15 protein-coding genes and 1 rRNA gene are annotated in these 20244 nt (G+C 43.6%); 1 reads left to right on the top strand and 15 read right to left on the bottom strand.

Features of this window, described 5'->3' with window-relative positions; translation table 11 throughout:
- The 3 genes from AAEY98_RS06415 to AAEY98_RS06405 all read right to left on the bottom strand — a co-directional run.
- Nucleotides 1–169 (bottom strand): 16S ribosomal RNA (locus tag AAEY98_RS06415); the annotation flags it as partial.
- 652 nt (nt 170–821) lie between these two features.
- Nucleotides 822–3542 carry a preprotein translocase subunit SecA gene (gene secA, locus AAEY98_RS06410; RefSeq protein ID WP_162024087.1) on the bottom strand — a complete coding sequence of 907 codons (2721 nt, stop codon included), beginning with the start codon at nt 3540–3542 and terminating at the stop codon, nt 822–824.
- A 58-nt stretch (nt 3543–3600) separates the two neighbouring features.
- Nucleotides 3601–4500 (bottom strand): M23 family metallopeptidase, encoded by a 900-nt coding sequence (locus tag AAEY98_RS06405; protein ID WP_101088496.1) that lies wholly within the window; start codon nt 4498–4500, stop codon nt 3601–3603.
- A gap of 27 nt (nt 4501–4527) precedes the next feature.
- Between AAEY98_RS06405 and AAEY98_RS06400 the strand changes: the two genes are divergently transcribed.
- Nucleotides 4528–4980, top strand: a complete 453-nt coding sequence (locus AAEY98_RS06400) for a DUF721 domain-containing protein (RefSeq protein WP_101088497.1) — start codon at nt 4528–4530, stop codon at nt 4978–4980.
- 4 nt (nt 4981–4984) lie between these two features.
- Here the strand turns inward: AAEY98_RS06400 and lpxC are convergent, their stop codons facing one another.
- The 12 genes from lpxC to AAEY98_RS06340 all read right to left on the bottom strand — a co-directional run bounded on the left by lpxC (nt 4985) and on the right by AAEY98_RS06340 (nt 20237).
- Nucleotides 4985–5905 (bottom strand): UDP-3-O-acyl-N-acetylglucosamine deacetylase, encoded by a 921-nt coding sequence (lpxC, locus tag AAEY98_RS06395; protein ID WP_011639209.1) that lies wholly within the window; start codon nt 5903–5905, stop codon nt 4985–4987.
- 210 nt (nt 5906–6115) lie between these two features.
- The gene (gene ftsZ / locus AAEY98_RS06390) at nt 6116–7282 is read right to left on the bottom strand and encodes a cell division protein FtsZ (RefSeq protein ID WP_101088498.1); all 1167 of its coding nucleotides are present in this window, start codon (nt 7280–7282) and stop codon (nt 6116–6118) included.
- Between the two features lie 26 nt (nt 7283–7308).
- Nucleotides 7309–8544 carry a cell division protein FtsA gene (gene ftsA / locus AAEY98_RS06385; protein ID WP_101088499.1) on the bottom strand — a complete coding sequence of 412 codons (1236 nt, stop codon included), beginning with the start codon at nt 8542–8544 and terminating at the stop codon, nt 7309–7311.
- On the bottom strand, nt 8541–9311 hold the full coding sequence (locus AAEY98_RS06380) for a cell division protein FtsQ/DivIB (protein WP_101088500.1): 771 nt from the start codon (nt 9309–9311) through the stop codon (nt 8541–8543). Before AAEY98_RS06380 ends, ftsA begins: the two co-directional genes overlap by 4 nt.
- Before the next feature lie 121 nt (nt 9312–9432).
- Nucleotides 9433–10890: a UDP-N-acetylmuramate--L-alanine ligase gene (gene murC, locus AAEY98_RS06375; RefSeq protein ID WP_101088501.1), complete on the bottom strand. Its 1458-nt coding sequence runs from the start codon at nt 10888–10890 to the stop codon at nt 9433–9435.
- A 1-nt stretch (nt 10891) separates the two neighbouring features.
- A complete protein-coding gene (gene murG / locus AAEY98_RS06370; RefSeq protein WP_335691877.1) occupies nt 10892–11995 on the bottom strand; it encodes an undecaprenyldiphospho-muramoylpentapeptide beta-N-acetylglucosaminyltransferase in 1104 nt (367 codons plus the stop codon).
- Entirely contained in the window at nt 11995–13209 is a 1215-nt protein-coding gene (gene ftsW / locus AAEY98_RS06365) for a cell division protein FtsW (RefSeq protein ID WP_162024089.1), read from the bottom strand. Before ftsW ends, murG begins: the two co-directional genes overlap by 1 nt.
- A complete protein-coding gene (murD, locus tag AAEY98_RS06360) occupies nt 13199–14521 on the bottom strand; it encodes a UDP-N-acetylmuramoyl-L-alanine--D-glutamate ligase (RefSeq protein WP_101088504.1) in 1323 nt (440 codons plus the stop codon). The genes ftsW and murD overlap by 11 nt, the downstream gene beginning before the upstream one ends.
- Before the next feature lie 22 nt (nt 14522–14543).
- On the bottom strand, nt 14544–15626 hold the full coding sequence (gene mraY, locus AAEY98_RS06355; protein WP_011639217.1) for a phospho-N-acetylmuramoyl-pentapeptide-transferase: 1083 nt from the start codon (nt 15624–15626) through the stop codon (nt 14544–14546).
- Entirely contained in the window at nt 15627–17015 is a 1389-nt protein-coding gene (locus AAEY98_RS06350) for a UDP-N-acetylmuramoyl-tripeptide--D-alanyl-D-alanine ligase (RefSeq protein WP_351015658.1), read from the bottom strand.
- A complete protein-coding gene (gene murE / locus AAEY98_RS06345; RefSeq protein WP_351015671.1) occupies nt 17012–18505 on the bottom strand; it encodes a UDP-N-acetylmuramoyl-L-alanyl-D-glutamate--2,6-diaminopimelate ligase in 1494 nt (497 codons plus the stop codon). Before murE ends, AAEY98_RS06350 begins: the two co-directional genes overlap by 4 nt.
- Nucleotides 18489–20237 (bottom strand): penicillin-binding transpeptidase domain-containing protein, encoded by a 1749-nt coding sequence (locus AAEY98_RS06340; RefSeq protein ID WP_101088507.1) that lies wholly within the window; start codon nt 20235–20237, stop codon nt 18489–18491. The genes murE and AAEY98_RS06340 overlap by 17 nt, the downstream gene beginning before the upstream one ends.
- Nucleotides 20238–20244 lie beyond the last annotated feature (7 nt).

Raw genomic sequence — 20244 nt, 5'->3', positions numbered from 1 at the left:
GCAGTCGTTTCCAACTGTTATCCCCCTCGACTGGGCAGATCCCTAGGCATTACTCACCCGTCCGCCGCTCGTCACCTCAGGAGCAAGCTCCTTTGTGTTACCGCTCGACTTGCATGTGTTAGGCCTGCCGCCAGCGTTCAATCTGAGCCATGATCAAACTCTTCAATTAAAGTTCTTTTGAAAACCCCACTCTTATAAATAAGAACGACGCTTTCGGCTCAATGAATTCTGATTTCATTAATTAGACTCGGAAGAATCAATTAAATGTTTGTACATATTACTATGAACACTCATCGTTGCATTGAGTTGTAATTTTTTGATTGCCAACATTCCGAAGAACAGAAGACAATTTCGAATAACTCAATACCTGTGAATGTCCACACAGATTACTTGATAAATTGTTAAAGAGCTTGATGTCGATTTTTCAGACATCGCCATCAGACGCTAGGTCGTTGGCTTGGGCTGCGTATTCTACGCATTCCCTTTATTGCGTCAAGTGTTTTTTCAAACTTCTTTTCGCCTGTTACCAACACCACTAAGTAGTTATTAATAACGCTAACTGGTTTTCGCTTTCGCTGTATGCCGTGTCAGTGGATGCGCATTATAGGCAGCTTAAGATTTAGTGCAAGCGCTTTTGTGCAAAAAAATGATCTTTTTATGATCTTTTATTCATTTGAGCACTTAACTACATGATACCCACTATTTACCCCCAAAGTTATCCACAAAGGGTGAATTTATCAGTCAGTTTTATTATCCCAGAAACAAAAAAGGTAGCGAATAATCGCTACCTTTTTTATCTAACATCAATAGTGAACAGAGAGTTAACTGAGTTTACCGTGACATTGTTTGTACTTTTGTCCTGAACCACATGGGCACGGATCGTTACGGCCTATTTTCTCACCTTCACGGATGACTGTTTTAGGCGCTTCTATTTGTTGCTCTGCTGTATCACTTAATGCTTCTGCTGCTGCGTGTTGATAAGCCAGTTTAATCTTTGCATCTTCATCACGGCGACGCTGCTCCATTTCATCAACATCTGACTGCGCTTGAACTTGTACTTTAGACAGTACGCTTATCACGTCATTTTTCAGTGTTTCAAGCAATTGTTGGAATAATTCAAACGATTCACGCTTATATTCTTGCTTTGGATTTTTCTGTGCATAACCGCGTAAATGAATACCTTGGCGTAAGTGATCCATGGCAGCTAAGTGCTCTTTCCAGAGTCCATCTAGTGTTTGCAGCATTACCGCTTTTTCAAATTGACGTAATACTTGTGCACCGACCATCTCTTCTTTAGCTTTATATAATTCACTCCATGACGTTAGAATCCGTTCGCGTAACGTTTCTTCATGCAGATTATCATCTTGATCTAACCATTCTTGAATTGTTAGCTTTAGGCCAAACTCATTACCAAGGCGTTGTTCAAGCCCCGGTACATCCCAAAGTTCTTCAAGTGATTGCGGTGGAATATATTGATCGACAATTCCACTTATCACATCTTGTTCGATATTCTGGATAGTGTCTTGAATACTTTCAGCATCCATTAGCTCGTTACGCTGTGCATATACAACTTGACGTTGATCGTTAGCGACATCATCATATTCGAGCAATTGCTTACGGATATCAAAGTTACGAGCTTCAACTTTACGTTGAGCGTTTTCAATAGCACGTGATACCCAAGGATGCTCAATAGCCTCACCCTCTTCCATACCGAGCTTTTTCATCATGCCAGATACTCGATCTGAAGCGAAGATACGCATTAAGCTATCTTCCATCGACAAGTAAAAACGTGAAGAACCCGCATCACCTTGACGACCAGCACGACCGCGTAACTGATTATCGATACGACGAGATTCGTGACGTTCTGTACCTAGGATGTGCAAACCACCTGCAGCAAGCACTTCATCATGACGTATTTTCCAGTCAGCTTTAATCTTAGCTTTCTGTTCTGCCGTTGGATTATCTAGCGCTTCAATTTCCATGTTCCAGTTACCGCCTAATACGATATCGGTACCACGGCCAGCCATGTTAGTTGCAATAGTCACAGCACCTAAACTACCGGCTTGAGCAACAATCTCTGCTTCTTTTTCATGGAACTTAGCATTGAGCACGCTATGCGGAATGTTAGCTTTTTTCAATAATGAGTTAAGTAGTTCTGATTGTTCAATAGAGACAGTACCCACTAATACTGGTTGGCCACGTTCACGACAACCTTCGATATCTTTAATAATCGCTGCATATTTTTCTGGCGCGGTAAGATAGACCAAGTCGGCCATATCTTTACGAACCATTGGGCGATTTGTAGGAACAACAACGGTATCTAAACCATAGATATGTTGAAATTCGAATGCTTCGGTATCTGCTGTACCTGTCATACCGGCAAGCTTTTCATACTGTCTGAAATAATTTTGGAAAGTGATAGAAGCCAGAGTTTGGTTTTCATTCTGGATTTTAGCGCCTTCTTTGGCTTCGACAGCTTGATGCAAGCCTTCTGACCATCGACGTCCAGGCATAGTACGGCCTGTATGTTCGTCGACAATAATAACTTCATCGTCTTGTACAATATAGTCGATATCTTTTTCAAACAAGGTATGTGCGCGAAGTGCCGCATGAACATGATGCAATAACGAAATGTTCGTCGCAGAATAGAGCGAGTCACCTTCGGCTAACATGCCTTTTTCAATTAATAGCTGTTCAACTTTTTCTTGACCACGTTCAGTTAAATGAACCTGTTTACCCTTTTCGTCAATACTATAGTCACCTTCACCAACATAGTCTTCGGTGTCTTCTTTGTCTTGAGCGATGAGACTTGGGATCAATAAATTAATTTTGGCGTATAATTCAGAGCTGTCTTCTGCCGCACCAGAAATAATCAATGGTGTACGGGCTTCATCAATTAGAATTGAATCGACTTCATCAATAAGGGCATAGTGCAATGGTCGCTGAACGCGCTCTTGTGGAGAAAACGCCATGTTGTCGCGAAGGTAGTCAAAACCAAATTCATTATTAGTACCGTAGGTAATATCTGCGTTGTAGGCTTCTTTCTTTTCGAATGAACCTAAGCCAGCAATGTTAATTCCGACACTTAAACCTAAAAACTCAAATAATGGACGGTTATTCTCAGCATCTCGTGTAGCTAAGTAATCGTTCACAGTAATGATGTGAACACCTTTGCCCGTTATGCCGTTAAGGTAAGCTGGCAAAGTTGCCGTTAGAGTTTTACCTTCACCGGTTCGCATTTCAGCAATACGATTGCTGTCTAAAACCATGCCGCCGAGTAATTGAACATCAAACGGACGCATGTCGAACACACGCTTTGATGCTTCACGTACAACAGCAAATGCTTCTGCCATGATGTTATCTAAGGTTTCGCCATTTTCTAAACGTGTGCGGAACTCTGTCGTTTTTGCTTTGAGTTCTTCATCAGAAAGCTTTTCGTAATCAGCTTCTAATGCATTAATTTGAATAACAATTTTTCCAAGATTTTTCAGGGTGCGGTCGTTGCGACTTCCGAATACTTTTGTCAGTAGTTTGCCTAACATCTTAATCACTTATCTGTTGTAGGTTTGGCTCATTTGAGCGCATTAACCGTTAATATTATTAACTTGCTTTGCGGTAAACGTATTTCTGTGGATCTATTTGTTGTTTACCACGCAGCACTTCGTAATGCACATGGGGGCCGGTTGAACGGCCTGTGCTTCCCATACTGGCAATTTTATCGCCTTTGGCAACGACGTCACCTACGTTTACTGACAGAGATTTATTATGTCCATAGCGAGTGCGAAGACCATTACCATGATCTATTTCGACTAACTCACCATATCCAAGCATGCTTCCTGACCATGTTACAACGCCTGCAGCAGTAGTTGTAACATCTGCCCCTTCTTTGCCGGCAAAATCAATACCTTTATGCATTGTTCGTCGGCCACTAAAAGGGTCATTTCGTAAACCATAGGGCGAAGATAACCAACCTTTATCGATTGGCCGCCCTGATATATAACGCTCTTCATCTATATGGAGATTAGATGCTACTGTTTCAAGTAGTGATAGCTGAACGTTATTATTATCAATTCTAGACGCCAACTTATTCATTTCATCGATAAGCTGGCTTAATTCGACACCATTGCCGATTTCGCTTAACCCGCCGATACCAACTTCTGTAGAGAAATCAAATTGGTCATCAAGGAGGTTATTTTGCGCTACTTGCTGCCCTAGGGCTTCAAGTCGGGTGATTTTGGCCTGCATTTTTGCCACATGAGCAACCAAAGTTGCCAGCTGGGTTTCTGTTGCAGTTTTGAGTTCTACCACTTGTTGCTTTTGCTGTTGGCGAAGCTGTTTATTTTCATCAACTTTCGCTTGTTGGTTAGCAAAACGCTCAGTGCTATATTGATATATTCCTGTGCCAGTGGCCATCAGAATAATAGGTAGGAGTAACCAACGCTTACTAGGTTGCCAGCGCGTTACACCATTTCGACCTTGGATAAAAACTGTTACACTCATAGCCTAATTCAGCCATCTTATTATCATATGAAAAAGCCCCCTCAAGATCTCAGCAATTTAGTTCATTTGTCTGGGAGACTGCCTGAACTGGCCGAGAAAGCAGAACTACTTAATAATCTGAATCGATATGTCAAACAGACGTTAAATGGTCCTGTGGCAGAGCAGCTAAAAGTTGCTAATATCCGCCAGGGTGTTCTTGTTATTGAAACGACATCTGCAGCATGGGCTGCAAGAATAAACTTTCAAAAGCAGAAGCTATTAAAACAACTTCAAACTGACACACTTCCGATGCTTACCGCTATAGAGGTGAAAGTCAATCCTGGGCTTGCCTTAGCAAAACCACAATCTCAACCTAATCAAAATGTGATCAGCACCACTGCAGCACAACATATTGAAGCATTAGCTGCACATGTTGATGGTTCTTTAGGTGAAAAACTAAAACGGCTGGCTGCATTAGCCAGCCGTAATAGGCAATCTTAACTGATTAAACGTGCGCTAACGCACCTGGAACCATGAAGCTGACAGGCACATCAGCCTCTTTATCAAAGCTTACCAACTCCCACGCATCTTGCTGAGCAAGTAATGCACGCACAAGTTGGTTGTTTAACGCATGACCAGTTTTATAAGCTGAAAATTCGCCGACGATGGCATGACCAGCAACATATAAGTCACCAAATGCATCGAGGATTTTATGCTTAACGAATTCGTCTTCATAACGCAGACCATCAGGGTTTAATACACGATATTCGTCAAGTACAACGGCATTTTCCATGCTGCCACCTAGTGCAAGATTATTCGCACGTAGGTATTCAATATCTCGCATAAAACCAAATGTTCTGGCACGACTAATGTCTTTCACAAACGCTGATGTCGAAAAGTCCATCACCATGTGTTGTTGACTACGAGCAATTTCTGGATGATCAAAGTCAATTCTAAAATCAACTCTAAAGCCTTTAAAAGGTTTTAACTCAGCCCATTTATCGCCATCTTCAACACGCACAGGTTTGATGATTTTTAGGTATTTTTTAGCTGCAGCTTGTTCTTTAATTCCTGCACTTTGCAGTAAGAACACAAATGGGCTTGCACTGCCATCCATAATCGGGATTTCTGGTGCATCGACTTCGATAATTGCATTATCGATGCCTAAGCCGGCAAGTGCCGCAAACAAATGCTCAATGGTTGATATTCTAATCCCAGCATCGTTTACAAGGGCGGTACACATTGTGGTTTCACGAACCATATCAGCTTTGGCTGGGATAGACACAGCAGGGCTAAGATCGGTACGTTTTAGTACAATCCCTGTATTCACTGGTGCGGGCATAATGCATAGAGTCACTTTGTTGCCGGAGTGTAATCCGACCCCAGTGCTCTTCACCATTTTTTGAACAGTTCTTTGAAAAATCATTCAGTCGCCCATAAATATCAATATTAAACAAATAGTTGCAAAAATAGCCTTAGGCTATCATGCATAACTGGTACAACATGCTACCATAAATTTAGCTTTTCACAAAAAAAACGCCAAACACAGAGTAAATGTATAAACCTGCTTGCAAAATAACCTTTTTCGCACACTTCGCTCATTAATCACGCAAAAACATAACGTTTTATCCGTGTATTAATCAGCTTGCTTACGCAAAAATGCCGGAATATCAAGATAGTCAGCATCAGTACGCTGTACAGGTTGAGGCTGCGGAACAGCATTACCTTTTGGCGCAGCGTAACTTTGTTGTGTCATCACTTCATCAACAGGTTCTGGACGCGGCTCTATTACAACAGGTTCTGGACGAGCAACAGGCTTAGACACTAATTGAATGTCTGGCTTTTTCTCTGCGCCGATACCTGTAGCAACAACAGTTACACGTAACTCATCGCTCATTTCAGGATCAATGACAGCACCGACTACAACAGTGGCATTGTCTGATGCATAAGCTTTAACGTGGTTACCCACGGTTTCAAGCTCTTCGATAGTAATATCCATACCTGCAGTAATGTTGACTAACACACCGCGAGCACCGGCTAAGTCGATATCTTCAAGTAATGGGCTCGCAACCGCAGCTTCTGCAGCTTCTTCAGCGCGATCATCACCACGAGCAACACCGGTACCCATCATGGCATTACCCATTTCGGACATAACAGTTTTCACATCGGCGAAATCGACGTTGATTAGACCAGGACGAGTAATTAGCTCAGCAATACCTTGAACAGCACCAAGTAATACATTGTTAGCTGCAGCAAAAGCATCAAGCAATGAAGTACCACGACCCAATACTTTTAATAGCTTTTCATTGGGGATCGTAATTAACGAATCCACATGTTTAGCTAACTCGGCAATACCAAGTTCTGCATAGGCCATGCGCTTTTTACCTTCAAAAGGAAAAGGCTTGGTCACAACTGCAACGGTTAGAATACCTTCTTCACGGGCAATTTCTGCCACAACAGGAGCAGCACCAGTACCGGTACCACCACCCATGCCGGCAGCGATAAAGATCATGTCTGACCCTTTAATTGCAGCACGAATATTCTCGCGGTCTTCTTCAGCGGCTTGACGACCCACATCTGGGTTTGCGCCCGCACCGAGACCTTTAGTCACGTCGCGGCCAAGCTGAATAGTTGAACCAGCACTTGATTTACGTAGTGCTTGTGCATCTGTATTGGTAACGATAAATTCAACACCTTCGATGCTGTGTTTTACCATATGTTCGACCGCGTTTCCGCCGCCGCCACCGACGCCGATGACTTTAATCACCGCTTCGTCTGAATGTGTATCCATGATCTCAAACATTGTCTGATCTCCATTTGTCTGCGTTATTAAAATTCACCCTTAAACCAACTTTTGACCCGATTCAAAAAGCTGGTAACCCCTTGGCGCTCAGGTCGTTCGAACTGTCGTTCGATGACTCGTCTTGCGCCATAATGAAGCAACCCTATTCCTGTTGAATAAATAGGTTGATCAACATATTCGTATAACCCTTTTACTGGTAGCGGTGATGCGACACGAACTGGCATACCAAAGGTTGCTTCAGCAATATCAACGGCACCCGATATCGAGGACGTTCCTCCAGTAAGCACAATCCCTGCTGCAATTTGATCTTCTAGACCGCTATCTTGTAACTGCTTGAGAACAAGCTCAAACAATTCTTGATATCTTGGCTCCACCACTTCTGCCAGAGTATGGCGTGACATGCTACGTGAAGGACGACCACCCACTGACGGTACTTCAATACTGTCTTCACGGCTTACCGTAGAACTTCTGGCACTGGCAAACTGCACTTTTATTTGTTCAGCATGCGTTAACGGTGTTCTGAATATCTTGGCGATGTCACTTGTGACTTGGTTACCCGCTACCGGAATAACTGCACAATGACGTAATGCGCCGTTGGTATATACAGCAATATCGGTTGTGCCACCACCAATATCAACAATACACACGCCTAAATCTTTCTCATCATTTGTGAGCACAGAGTCTGCAGAAGCGATGCCCGAAAATACCAAATCATCTACTTTTAAACCGCAACGCTCGACACTCTTAGTAATGTTTTTGGCCATATCATTAGCACAAGTAACAATATGAGCTTTGGCTTCCATACGCATGCCCGACATACCAATTGGGCTCTTAATGCCGTCTTGAACGTCAATTGAATACTCTTGCGGCAATACATGCAAAATACGACGTTCTGTCGGGATCTTAACCGAGCGTGCGGTATGGATTACATTATCGACGTCTTCTTGGGTGACTTCTTCGTCGTTAATCGACACCATGCCATTTTCATTTTGGCAGGCAATATGTTTACCCGAAATACTTAAGTACACCGATGAAACCTGGCAATCAGCCATTAACTCGGCTTGATCTAACGCCCGTTGCACACTGCGCACTATAGAGTCGAGATCATTCACGCCGCCTTTATCCATGCCGCGAGAAGGATGATTACCTAAACCAATGACACTAATCTCACCATCAGGTAATACTTCACCAATGATCACTGCGACCTTGGATGTCCCTATATCTAACCCCACGATGAGGTTTCTTTCCTGATTTTTGGTCATTTATTGTCGACTCTCTTTTTTGAATCATCCCAACCTACGGCGAACCCGGTATCGTAACGTAAATCAACGGTCGCAATTGGTTTTTCACTTTGCTTCAAAGTTGGATACACATTAATAAAGCGTTGTATCCGTGACATTTTATCTTCTCGCCCAAGCTCTATTTCAATTCCGTTAGCCAGTACAGCATGCCACGCATGGCGAGGACTTAAGCGTAAACTGACCAACTTAAACTCGTTTATTGTCAATAAATCATCTAACTGCTGGTAGCTGGTCAATACTTCTATTTCTGTCCCTTCTGGGCCAGATAACTTGGGTAAGGCATCATGTTCTGAATGCGCAAACGCATCAAAAACCTCACCGTTAATATTAAGCCAAGACACTTCGTTCCAATGCGCTACAGCTTGTTGTTCTTGTAAGGTAACCTTAAACTTTGCCGGCCATTCTCGTCTTACTGATGCATGATAAACCCACGGCAATGCTTCTAATGCTTTTTGTACATCCACCACATCTGCGCTAAAAAAACTACTTTGCATTAATGACTGTAATGCATTTTTAATTTCGTCATCGGTGGTATAAATTCGCTCACCTTTAATAGCAACCGCTTCAATAGGCAATGCATCAGCATCGTTTAACAACTCGTGTAGTTGCACACAACCCCAAACAACGGTGCCAAGCACACTGCATAAAAACACTACACCAGTGCAAAAATACCAATTAACACGAGCTAATTTATGTTTTAGTTGCCGCCCTTTATCGCTCCACGACACCTTAAATCCGCCTCTGACGTTGTTCCGGAGTTAACTCCAAAAGATCGGTCATTATATAGACCAATTCATAAGGTTTAAAGCTCGATTTTCACACACAATAATTGGTGAAAAATCAATCACTTTATTGCTCTTCTACAAGCACTTTACAACCCAAATTATTCTGAGCTAATTCTTTCGATAAAGCACCTATATTGCCCGCACCCTGGGTCATAAATAAATCCCCATGTTGCAACACATCAGGTAATACTGCCGCTAGTTGATCTGGACTGGCGACAAAAATAGGATCTATTTGACCTCGTAATCTAATTGAACGGCATAAAGCGCGCCCATCGGCACCCGGGATAGGAGCTTCACCCGCTGCATAAACATCTAATAATAATAAACAATCTACCTGCGACAATACATCGACAAAGTCTTCATATAAGTCACGCGTACGGCTGTAACGATGCGGTTGATATGCCATCACTAAACGCTTGTCTGGCCAACCTGCTCGCGCTGCTTTAATCGTTGCTAATACTTCACTTGGATGATGGCCGTAGTCGTCCACGAGCATGACACTGCCATTAGGTGTTTCAAATTCACCTAAATGCTGAAAACGACGACCTATACCTTCAAACTCTGCAAGTGCTTGTACAATCGCACTATCATCGATGTCATCTTCACTGGCGACAGCAATCGCGGCTAAAGCGTTAAGAACGTTATGTTCACCTGGCAAATTAAGTACAATATCAACATTATCTTTGCCATGACGCTTAACCGTAAAGCTTGACTGGTGACCATTTTGTGCAAAATTAATCGCCTGGACATCAGCCTCTTCACTGAAACCATAGGTCACAACTTGGCGGCCAATACGTGGCATAATTTCGCGGATCACTTCATCATCAATACACATTACTGCGACGCCATAAAACGGCAGATTATGTAAAAAATCGATAAAAGTGGTTTTCAGTTTCTCAAAGTCGCCACCATAGGTATCCATGTGATCGGCTTCGATATTGGTGATCACACTGACCATTGGCTGCAAATGCAAAAAGCTTGCATCGCTTTCATCTGCTTCAGCAATAAGGTAACGACTGGTGCCTAGGCGTGCATTGGTACCTGCGCTATTAAGTAAACCACCAATCACAAATGTTGGATCACGGCCAGCTTGACCATATACACTGGCAATTAAGCTCGTCGTGGTGGTTTTACCATGAGTGCCGGCTATCGCAACACCATGACGATAGCGCATTAACTCAGCCAGCATCTCTGCACGGCGTACAATCGGAATACGTAATTCTTTAGCGGCAATAATCTCAGGATTTTGCGGGTTAATGGCAGTCGAAACGACAACAACATCAACCTGTTCAACGCTTTGGGCCTGATGGCCAATAATGATTTTTGCGCCAAGACTCGCCAAACGCTCAGTTACGCTATTGATAGCGATATCTGAGCCGCTTATTTGATAACCTTCGTTCACAAGCACTTCCGCAATACCACCCATGCCGGCACCACCGATGCCAACAAAATGAATGCGCTTAATCCGTCTCATTTCAGGGATCATGCTACGAAGCTGTGCGTATCTTTCTGTCTTAGTCATTTCAACCCTTTCTCGCAAATGAGGCACAAATATCTGCTACTCGTTGAGTCGCATCTAATACCGCTACGCCTCTTGCCTTATGACCCATTTGGGCTAGTTCTTGTCTATTTTCAGCAAATAACTGCAATTTCTCAGCAAGGTTATCTGCATTTAAAATGGTTTGTGGTAATAAAAATCCTGCGCCAGCATCAACAAGTACTGATGCATTCACAGTTTGATGATCATCCACTGCATGAGGATACGGCACTAAAATACTCGGTAAACCCACGGCTGCCAGTTCGGACACTGTAAGGGCACCGGAACGGCAAACCACTACATCGGCCCAACGATAAGCGGCTTCCATATCATCAATAAATTCTGCAACATTGACACTGTCTGATTGGCCAAGTTGTTGATAACTCGACTTTACTGTTGTTTGGTTATTTTTGCCCACTTGGTGCCAAACTGTCAGAGAATGATATTTACTCAGATGAGCCACCACAGCAGGCATGACATCATTCAATACTTTGGCACCTAAACTGCCACCTACCACCAATACTCTTAACGCATCGGCTTGCGGTGTTTTAATTTGTGCGCCTAACTCAATCAGCTCTTGGCGGATGGGATTACCCACAACCTCAACATTAGCGACGCTACTGGTAAAGGTATTGGGGAATGCACACAACACTTTTTTGGCAATCTTAGATAACAACTTATTGGTTAATCCTGGAATCGCATTTTGCTCATGCAACACGACAGGAATACCTGACAATTTTCCGGCCACTCCGCCCGGGCCGCTGGCAAAACCGCCCATGCCTAGAATCACATCGGGTTGAAAATCATCAATTACCGCTTTGGCTTGAATAATTGAACGGATAATTTTAAATGGTGCCGCTAACTTACGTATAAGCCCATTACCACGCACACCTTTAATATCGATAAATTCAATATCAAATCCGTGTTGAGGCACTAAACGCGCTTCCATTCGGTCGGCAGTACCTAACCAACGTATTTGCCAACCTTTCTCCGCTAAATACTTCGCCACTGCAAGTGCAGGAAAAACATGACCACCCGTACCGCCAGCCATAATTAATATCTTAGGAGAACGACTAATATTACTGTTCATTAACTGGTTCTCCCTTGTACGGCTTGCACCAAACTAACTCGACGTTCATGATCTATCCTAACAAGCAACATCACCGCAGCAGTCATAATCCACAAACTACTGCCACCATAGCTAATAAACGGTAGGGTTAACCCTTTGGTTGGTAACATACCAATACTGGCCCCTACGTTAACTACGGTCTGAAAACAAATCCAAATACCAACACCATAGGCGACATAACTTTCAAAAGGGCGCTGCATTTTTAAACATAAATTACCCAATCTAATCGCACGTATAGCAATAAAAAATAATGTGCATAACACCACCATAATACCGGTAAACCCCAGCTCCTCACCGATAACAGCAAAGATAAAATCAGTGTGTGCCTCAGGTAAATAAGCCAGCTTCTGAATACTGTTACCTAAACCCTGACCAAACCAATCGCCTCGGCCATAAGCCATTAAGGACTGCGTCAACTGATAACCACTGCCAAATGGGTCTTCCCACGGATCCATAAACGAGGTCACACGTCGCATACGGTAGGGTTCGAATAGCACCAGTAATACGAAGGTCGCTACGCCAAGTAATATCAACACCATAAAGTCTGTAATGCGCGCGCCAGCCAGAAACAACAAGCTTACCGTACACACAAACAACACCACCACGGTGCCTAGGTCAGGCTGTAACAAAATCAATACTGCGAACAAACCGTAAACCCCAATCGGTTTATAGAAGCCTTTACGGTTTTCGCGTAATTCACCATGACGACGTACTAGGTAACCTGCCATGTATACAATAAACACAAACTTGGCCATTTCGGCGACTTGGATCCTAATAGGACCGATAGACAACCAACGACGAGCACCGTTAACCGAAGTACCGATAAACAGTACTGCTATCAATAATACCAACACCGCTAGCATCAGCATGCCGCTGTTTTTTTCCCAATAGCTGACTTCAAACTTCAGTACCACGAAAGCAATCACTACGCAGCCAACAAGGTAAAGCACATGGCGATACATAAAATAAAACGGGTCGCCAGTCAGTTTGGTCGCTTCAGGCATTGAAGCAGACATCACCATAACAAAGCCAAAACACATTAAGCCGACAATCGCGACTAGAAAGCTACGGTCGTATAACGGCATACCCGGTGTATGGTCATCTGATAATAACGAGGGCAAAGTCCAATTAAGGCCCCGTTTAAACAAGCTAAGTTGCTGCTCGTTATTCGCCATCGGCTAACGACTCCACACACTGTCTAAAATCATCACCGCGAGCCATAAAGTTCTTATACATATCTAAACTTGCACATGCTGGCGACAATAATACTATGTCACCAGACGATGTTAATTCAGCGGCTTTGGCGACGGCCTCTGCCATCGTTGTCACTTCAATAGTGCCTGGTTTTAATTTGGCAATTTTGCGTCCATCTCGCCCCAAGGTAATAAGCTGGGTAATATTGCTCAACGGTTCTATAAGCGGACTAAAATCACTGCCTTTACCGTCTCCACCGGCGATCAAATACAAATCACCTAAGTGTGAATTAAGTCCCTCTAGCGCGGCAACTGTCGCGCCAACATTGGTCGCTTTAGAGTCATTGATATACGACACACCTTGCTTAACGGCAATCAGTTCGCAACGATGGCTTAAACCAACAAAGGTTTTAGCCACTTCTATCATGGCCTCTTTACCGACACCACAAGCATCGGCTAATGCCATTGCAGCTAATAAGTTTGCATGGTTATGGCTACCAATTAAGGTCACATCAATTAAATTAATAATTTCACTGTCACCATGGAAAATCTTGCCATCACTTAATCCCCATGCATCGCCTTCTGGCACATCCAAACCAAAATTATTTTGATTCATTGGCTCTAACGGATAAGTTAACTCGTCATCACGGTTGTACATCACAAAGCGACTTTGTGGGTATAAGCGTAATTTTGCTTCGCGGTAAGTATTTAAGTCACTATAGCGATCCATATGATCTTCGCTAACATTGAGGCACGTTGCCGCAATACAATTTAATGAATGAGTTGTTTCAAGTTGAAAACTCGATAGTTCAAGTACGTAAAAGTCTGCATTCTGAGGTAATAAATCCAGCGCTGGTGTACCAATATTACCGCCAATCGCCACCGATTTTCCGGCAGCTAACAGCATTTCGTACACTAATGTCGTCACCGTAGATTTACCATTTGATCCAGTGATACCGACAACGCAAGGTTTTTTGTCTGCTATTTCTCGAGCAAATAACTCGACATCACCAATCACTTCAATTCCCATGTCCAATGCTGCACGCACTTCAGGCGTATCGATTGGCACACCAGGGCTGATGATAATTTGGCTAGACTGAACTAAATAACGACAATCAAACCCGCCAGCCAATAATTCAATATCGGCAAACTCTTGTGCCAACGTATCTGCACCCGGCGGATGACGACGACTGTCCATCACTAAAGGTTTAATGCCTTTAGACACTAAAAAACGCACGACCGAGAGCCCTGTTGCCCCTAAGCCTAAAACAATGTGCGTATATTGAGTTTGCATAATACTGACCTTGATTAATTACTTAGCGTAATTTTAGAGTCGCGAGACCCAGTAACACTAAAAACAACGAGATAATCCAAAAACGCACGATTACACGCGGCTCTGGCCACCCTTTTAACTCATAGTGATGATGAATAGGTGCCATACGGAAAATTCGTTGACCACGTAACTTATACGAACCCACCTGCAATATCACCGATACCGTTTCCATAACAAACACGCCACCCATGATCACTAATAAAATCTCTTGGCGAACCAAAATAGCAATCACACCTAATGCAGCACCCAACGCTAATGAGCCTACATCCCCCATAAACACTTGTGCTGGGTAGGTGTTGAACCATAAAAAACCTAAACCTGCACCGACCATAGCCGTACACACAATCACCAATTCACCGGCTAACGGTAAATGAGGTAGGTGCAAATAACTGGCAAATTGTGCATGACCAGATAAGTAAGCGATTAATGCAAACGCAGCCGCAACCATTACGGTTGGCATAATCGCCAAACCATCTAAGCCGTCGGTTAAGTTCACTGCGTTACTGGCACCCACAATGGTGAAGTAAGCTAATAAAATAAACATAAAGCCCAGTTGCGGCATAATATCTTTAAAAAACGGCACAACTAATTGTGTTTCGCCAACCATGGTTGATGAGCTATACAAATACACTGCAACCACTAAAGCGGCAATTGACTGCAGCGCGTATTTCCAACGTGCAATTAGGCCTTTAGAATCTTTCTTAACCACTTTACGGTAATCATCAATAAAACCAATGACACCAAAACTGGCTAGTACAAATAAAGTGACTAATACATAACGATTAGATAAGTCGCCCCACAGCAGCACACTGATAAAAATGCCCGCAAGGATAAGAATTCCGCCCATTGTCGGTGTTCCACGCTTACTGAAATGCGATTCTGGACCGTCATCACGAACGACTTGACCAATTTGCAGCGTTTGCAGGTGCTTAATTAAAATCGGCCCCCACCACAAACTAAACACCAATGCAGTTAACAAGCCTAAAATAGCCCGGAACGTTACATATGAAAAAACGTTAAACCCGCTATAAAATTGGGTTAAATACTCGGCTAGATAAACCAGCATCTACACTAACTCCCCACGCCCAAAGGCATCTAATAAACTGTCCACAACTCGCTCCATAGCGGCGCTGCGGGAACCTTTAACTAAAACGGTGATATTACCTTTGGTACTTGTTAACTGTTTTTGCAATGCCACGATTAATGGCTCTTGAGCACAAAAGTGTTCACTGCCAAATGCTTCACTGGTATTTGCCGACAACTGGCCGCAACAAAATAGCGACTCTATGGCTGCATTTTTAACCTGTAATCCAATGCTGGCGTGCAAAGGGGCAGCATTGTCGCCTAATTCGCCTAAATCTCCCAGTACTAAACAACGATATCCATCACGTTGTTGCAACCAATTAATCGCCGCACTTACTGACGTTGGATTAGCGTTATAGCTATCATCAATTAATAACACTCGGCCAAGCTCATGGGGCTGCATACGACCCTTTACCGGTTTAAGCAAAGCAAAGCCTTGTGCGATGTCGTAAAGCGATATATCTAAAGCAATACACATAGATGCTGCCGCCAGAGCATTACTCACTTGATGCAGACCCGCCAATGGCAATTGCACCACTTCTTGCTGTCCATCAAAGGTTAATGTAAACCGATAACAACCATTGGCATCTGCCACTATGTCTGTTGCGGTAACATCGGCATCGACATTCATTTCACGGCTAAAACACAGGTGTTTGTGCCCTTGCGACTGTTGCAGCATAAAGTCTGCAAACTTGTCGTCAGCATTAATAATCGCCGTGCCATCTGGAGCAAGATGATTAAAAATTTCAGATTTAGCCTGAGCAACACCTTCCAGCGAACCAAATCCTTCAAGATGAGCATTGCCGACATTATTCACTAACGCGACTTGAGGCAGCACTAACGACGAGGTGTAATCGATCTCACCACGATGGTTTGCGCCAAGTTCAAATACCCCATATTCATCACCTTTACTTAACCGTAGCAAAGTTAACGGCACACCAATTTCGTTGTTAAAATTGCCGGCGGTAAATAACACTTGGTGATGTTGAGATAAAATAGTGGCCAGCATTTCTTTAACGCTGGTTTTGCCGTTTGACCCCGTTAACGCGACGCTAATAGGCGCCACGGTTTGGCGCACAAACGCTCCCATCTTGCCCATAGCCTTTTGGGTATCGGCAACTACAATTTGCACAATATCGGCGGCAAAAGGATGGTCGACTAATAGATGATCGACCAACAGTGCTACTGCACCATTTTTAATCGCAGTATCAATAAAGTCATGCCCATCAAAACGCTCGCCTTTTAACGCGATAAATAAACATTGAGCTGGAATGTTGCGACTGTCAGTACTGACACTCGTAATCACTCCGTCTTGGCCGTGTAGGGTGCCATTAAGATGCTGGGCTAATACCGACATAGTGACACTAATCATGATGCCTCCTGAGACAACTTGAATGCTAAGGCGCGTTCATCATAATCAATACGTTGTCCTGCCACTTCTTGATAGGTTTCATGCCCCTTGCCAGCAAGCAGTACAATATCGTCAACGTGTGCCAATGCAACAACATGGGTAATGGCTTCAATACGGTCAACTTGAGTAAGCACGTTTTGAGGCTGACTAATACCCTGTAAAATATCGTCAATAATGGTTTGTGGATCTTCACTACGGGCATTGTCACTTGTGATCATCACTTTATCTGCATATTGCTCAGCGGCTTGTGCCATCAAAGGACGTTTGCCTTTGTCACGATCGCCACCGCAGCCGAATACACACCACAGAGTTCCTTTGCAGTGCAATCTTAATGCTTTTAACGCTTGCTCAATTGCATCTGGAGTATGGGCATAGTCAACAACCAAAGTCGCGCTGTTAGTAGATGAAAAACGCTCCATACGACCTGCAACAGGAACCAACAACGGCAGCACCGCCAAAATAGATGCCATTGGCTTGCCCTGTAAATACAGCACAGCTATTGCTGCCACGAGGTTAGACAAGTTAAATGCACCTAATAGCGGCGAGTTAAGCTGCACACTTACAGGAAGCCCACTATTAATCTCGACAAAATGCAATGTCGCGGTGACACCTGCATCATGATATTCAATGGCATCACAGTAAAAGTCGGCAGCAGAATTACCTTGAATGCTGAATGATTTATTCTTTTCATTCGCAAGTTGGGTCAACCATTTCTCGCCCACGGCATCATCAATATTAATCACACCATGTTTTACACTAGGAAATTGAAATAAGCGTTTTTTAGCCGCAGCGTAAGAATCCATATCACCGTGATAATCTAGATGATCGCGGCTTAAATTAGTAAACACTGCTATCTCAAATGGTGCCGCTTCTACTCGTCCTTGTACTAAACCATGGCTAGACACTTCCATAGCACACAGTTCAGCGCCTTTAGCAGCAAACTCACTAAGCTGGCGCATAACCGTTATGGCATCAGCAGTCGTATTTCCGCTATCCACAAGTTGACCCCACAAACCATTACCTAATGTGCCCATCACAGCGGCTTGATGGCCAAGTAAATGGACAATTTGAGCGATAATTTGGCTTACAGAAGTTTTGCCATTGGTACCGGTTATTCCAATCAAAGATAACGATTGGTTATTGGATAAGTAAAACTGAGCAGCAACGGCCGACAATTGGCGGCCTAGTTGGCAAAAAAACACTAATGGCACAGTATATTGAAGACGATCGACGATGCCATGTTCATCTGGATTATCGGTATGGATCAGTATCGCTGTTGCTCCAGCGTTAATCGCTTGAGGAATGAATACTCGACCATCGACTTTATGACCAGGTAACGCCACAAATAAACCGCCACGTTCTACGTCACGGCTGTCTAGTGTTAACCCATTAATGGATTCGCGGCCAGAGTAATGGAACCACGGCGCTAATAAATCATTTAATAACATTATTCTGCGCTCCTCGCGCAGTGGCCAAATGAACAGCCTCCTGCTCTGAAATTGGTTCTACATTAAGCATTTGCAAAGCACCTGACATAATTTTAGCAAAAGCAGGGCCGGCAACATCGCCACCGTAATATTTGTCGCCTTTGGGTTCATTAATCACAACTGAAATAGCCAAGCGTGGTTTATGAACCGGAGCTACACCAGCAAATAAAGCGACATAATCATCGCCATACCCCCCAGCAACGGCTTTACGGCTTGTACCTGATTTACCTGCAACGGGGTAACCATCAATATGTGCTTTGGTTCCTGTGCCTCCCGTTTCAGTCACCCCAACGAGCATTTCCATTACGTCATAGGCGACTTTATTTGAAATAACCTGCTCGCCTTTAGGTGGCTGTCTCAGTTTTAAAATCGATACTGGATAAAGTATTCCACCACTGCCTAGCGTGGCGTACATACGTGCAATTTGTAATGGTGTCGCGGTAAAGCCATAACCAAAAGACAGGGTGGCGCGTTCAAAGTCAGACCAACGATGGCGATTATGAATTAATCCGGCACTTTCACCGGTTAAATTAATCCCCGAATAATTACCTAATCCCATGGATTGGTATGTACCGAGTAATTGTTCAACAGGCATAGACAAGGACAGCTTACTAATGCCCACGTTACTCGATTTAACCAAAATTTTGGCTAACGTCATGTCACCATAGTTATTCGAATCGCGAACTTGACGTCCACCAATCCGCATCCACCCTGGTGATGTCGAGATCAATTCATTTACTTTCACTGTGCCGGAATCTAGAGCCGCTGCAACAACAAAAGGTTTAATAGTAGACCCGGGTTCAAATGTGTCAGTTAAGGCACGATTACGCATACGGTGAGGCTGTAAATTATCTCGGGCATTGGGATTATATGAAGGCGTATTTACCATCGCTAGCACTTCGCCAGTGGTCACATCGATGACCACCACAGACCCTGAAGTCGCTTGGTATACTTCTGTCGCACGTTTCAATTCACGATATGCCAACTGCTGAATACGTTGATCGATACTGAGCACTAAATCGTTAGAGCTTTCGCCTTCTTGCACGATATCTAAACGCTCAACCACACTGCCATCACGGGCTTTACGTACTTTTTGCTTAGAAGGTGTTCCTGTTAACCAAGTATTATAAGTATTTTCGATGCCTTCAATGCCCACATCATCGATATTAGTGATACCAATTAACTGTGCAGCCGTTTCACCAGCAGGATAGTAACGACGGGATTCTGATTTAAGGTAAATACCACCAATTTTAAGCTGCTCAATATAGTCAGCAACAGCAGAGGTCACTTGACGTTTAAGATATACAAAGCGCTTTTTAGGATTGTTTTTGACTTTTCTGACCAATACATCGACAGGTTCCTGCAGAACATCAGCAAGGGCTTGCCAACGTCGCATGTCTTTAAATGCATCTTGATCATGAGCATGTTTAGGATCAGCCCACACAGCCCGCACAGGAACACTAACCGCGAGCATATCGCCATTGCGATCGGTGATTAAGCCTCGCTGAACTTGATTGCTGGTTGTGCGTAATGTGCGCATATCACTTTCGTGACGCAGTTTATCTGGCTCAATAATTTGAATATAGGCCGCACGTGCAACTAGACTGCAAAATAATAACAAAACGAACCCCACCACAACGTATAAACGCCATGGAATAAGTTCGTGACCTAATTTTTGCTTTGCTTGTCTAGCCATATTCCCT

It is taken from the genome of Shewanella sp. AC91-MNA-CIBAN-0169 (assembly GCF_040310165.1).
Classification (GTDB): Bacteria; Pseudomonadota; Gammaproteobacteria; order Enterobacterales; family Shewanellaceae; genus Shewanella.
This window is presented reverse-complemented; position numbering and strand designations above follow the sequence as displayed.

Excerpts from the sequence above, each read along its gene's own strand:
- ftsW (WP_162024089.1), bottom strand. The coding sequence starts at position 13,209 with ATGGCGAATAACGAGCAGCAACTTAGCTTGTTTAAACGGGGCCTTAAT.
- AAEY98_RS06340 (WP_101088507.1), bottom strand. The coding sequence starts at position 20,237 with ATGGCTAGACAAGCAAAGCAAAAATTAGGTCACGAACTTATTCCATGG.
- lpxC (WP_011639209.1), bottom strand. The coding sequence starts at position 5,905 with ATGATTTTTCAAAGAACTGTTCAAAAAATGGTGAAGAGCACTGGGGTC.
- AAEY98_RS06400 (WP_101088497.1), top strand. The coding sequence starts at position 4,528 with ATGAAAAAGCCCCCTCAAGATCTCAGCAATTTAGTTCATTTGTCTGGG.
- mraY (WP_011639217.1), bottom strand. The coding sequence starts at position 15,626 with ATGCTGGTTTATCTAGCCGAGTATTTAACCCAATTTTATAGCGGGTTT.
- secA (WP_162024087.1), bottom strand. The coding sequence starts at position 3,542 with ATGTTAGGCAAACTACTGACAAAAGTATTCGGAAGTCGCAACGACCGC.
- ftsA (WP_101088499.1), bottom strand. The coding sequence starts at position 8,544 with ATGACCAAAAATCAGGAAAGAAACCTCATCGTGGGGTTAGATATAGGG.
- murG (WP_335691877.1), bottom strand. The coding sequence starts at position 11,995 with ATGAACAGTAATATTAGTCGTTCTCCTAAGATATTAATTATGGCTGGC.
- AAEY98_RS06350 (WP_351015658.1), bottom strand. The coding sequence starts at position 17,015 with ATGATTAGTGTCACTATGTCGGTATTAGCCCAGCATCTTAATGGCACC.
- murC (WP_101088501.1), bottom strand. The coding sequence starts at position 10,890 with ATGACTAAGACAGAAAGATACGCACAGCTTCGTAGCATGATCCCTGAA.
- AAEY98_RS06405 (WP_101088496.1), bottom strand. The coding sequence starts at position 4,500 with ATGAGTGTAACAGTTTTTATCCAAGGTCGAAATGGTGTAACGCGCTGG.
- murD (WP_101088504.1), bottom strand. The coding sequence starts at position 14,521 with ATGCAAACTCAATATACGCACATTGTTTTAGGCTTAGGGGCAACAGGG.
- ftsZ (WP_101088498.1), bottom strand. The coding sequence starts at position 7,282 with ATGTTTGAGATCATGGATACACATTCAGACGAAGCGGTGATTAAAGTC.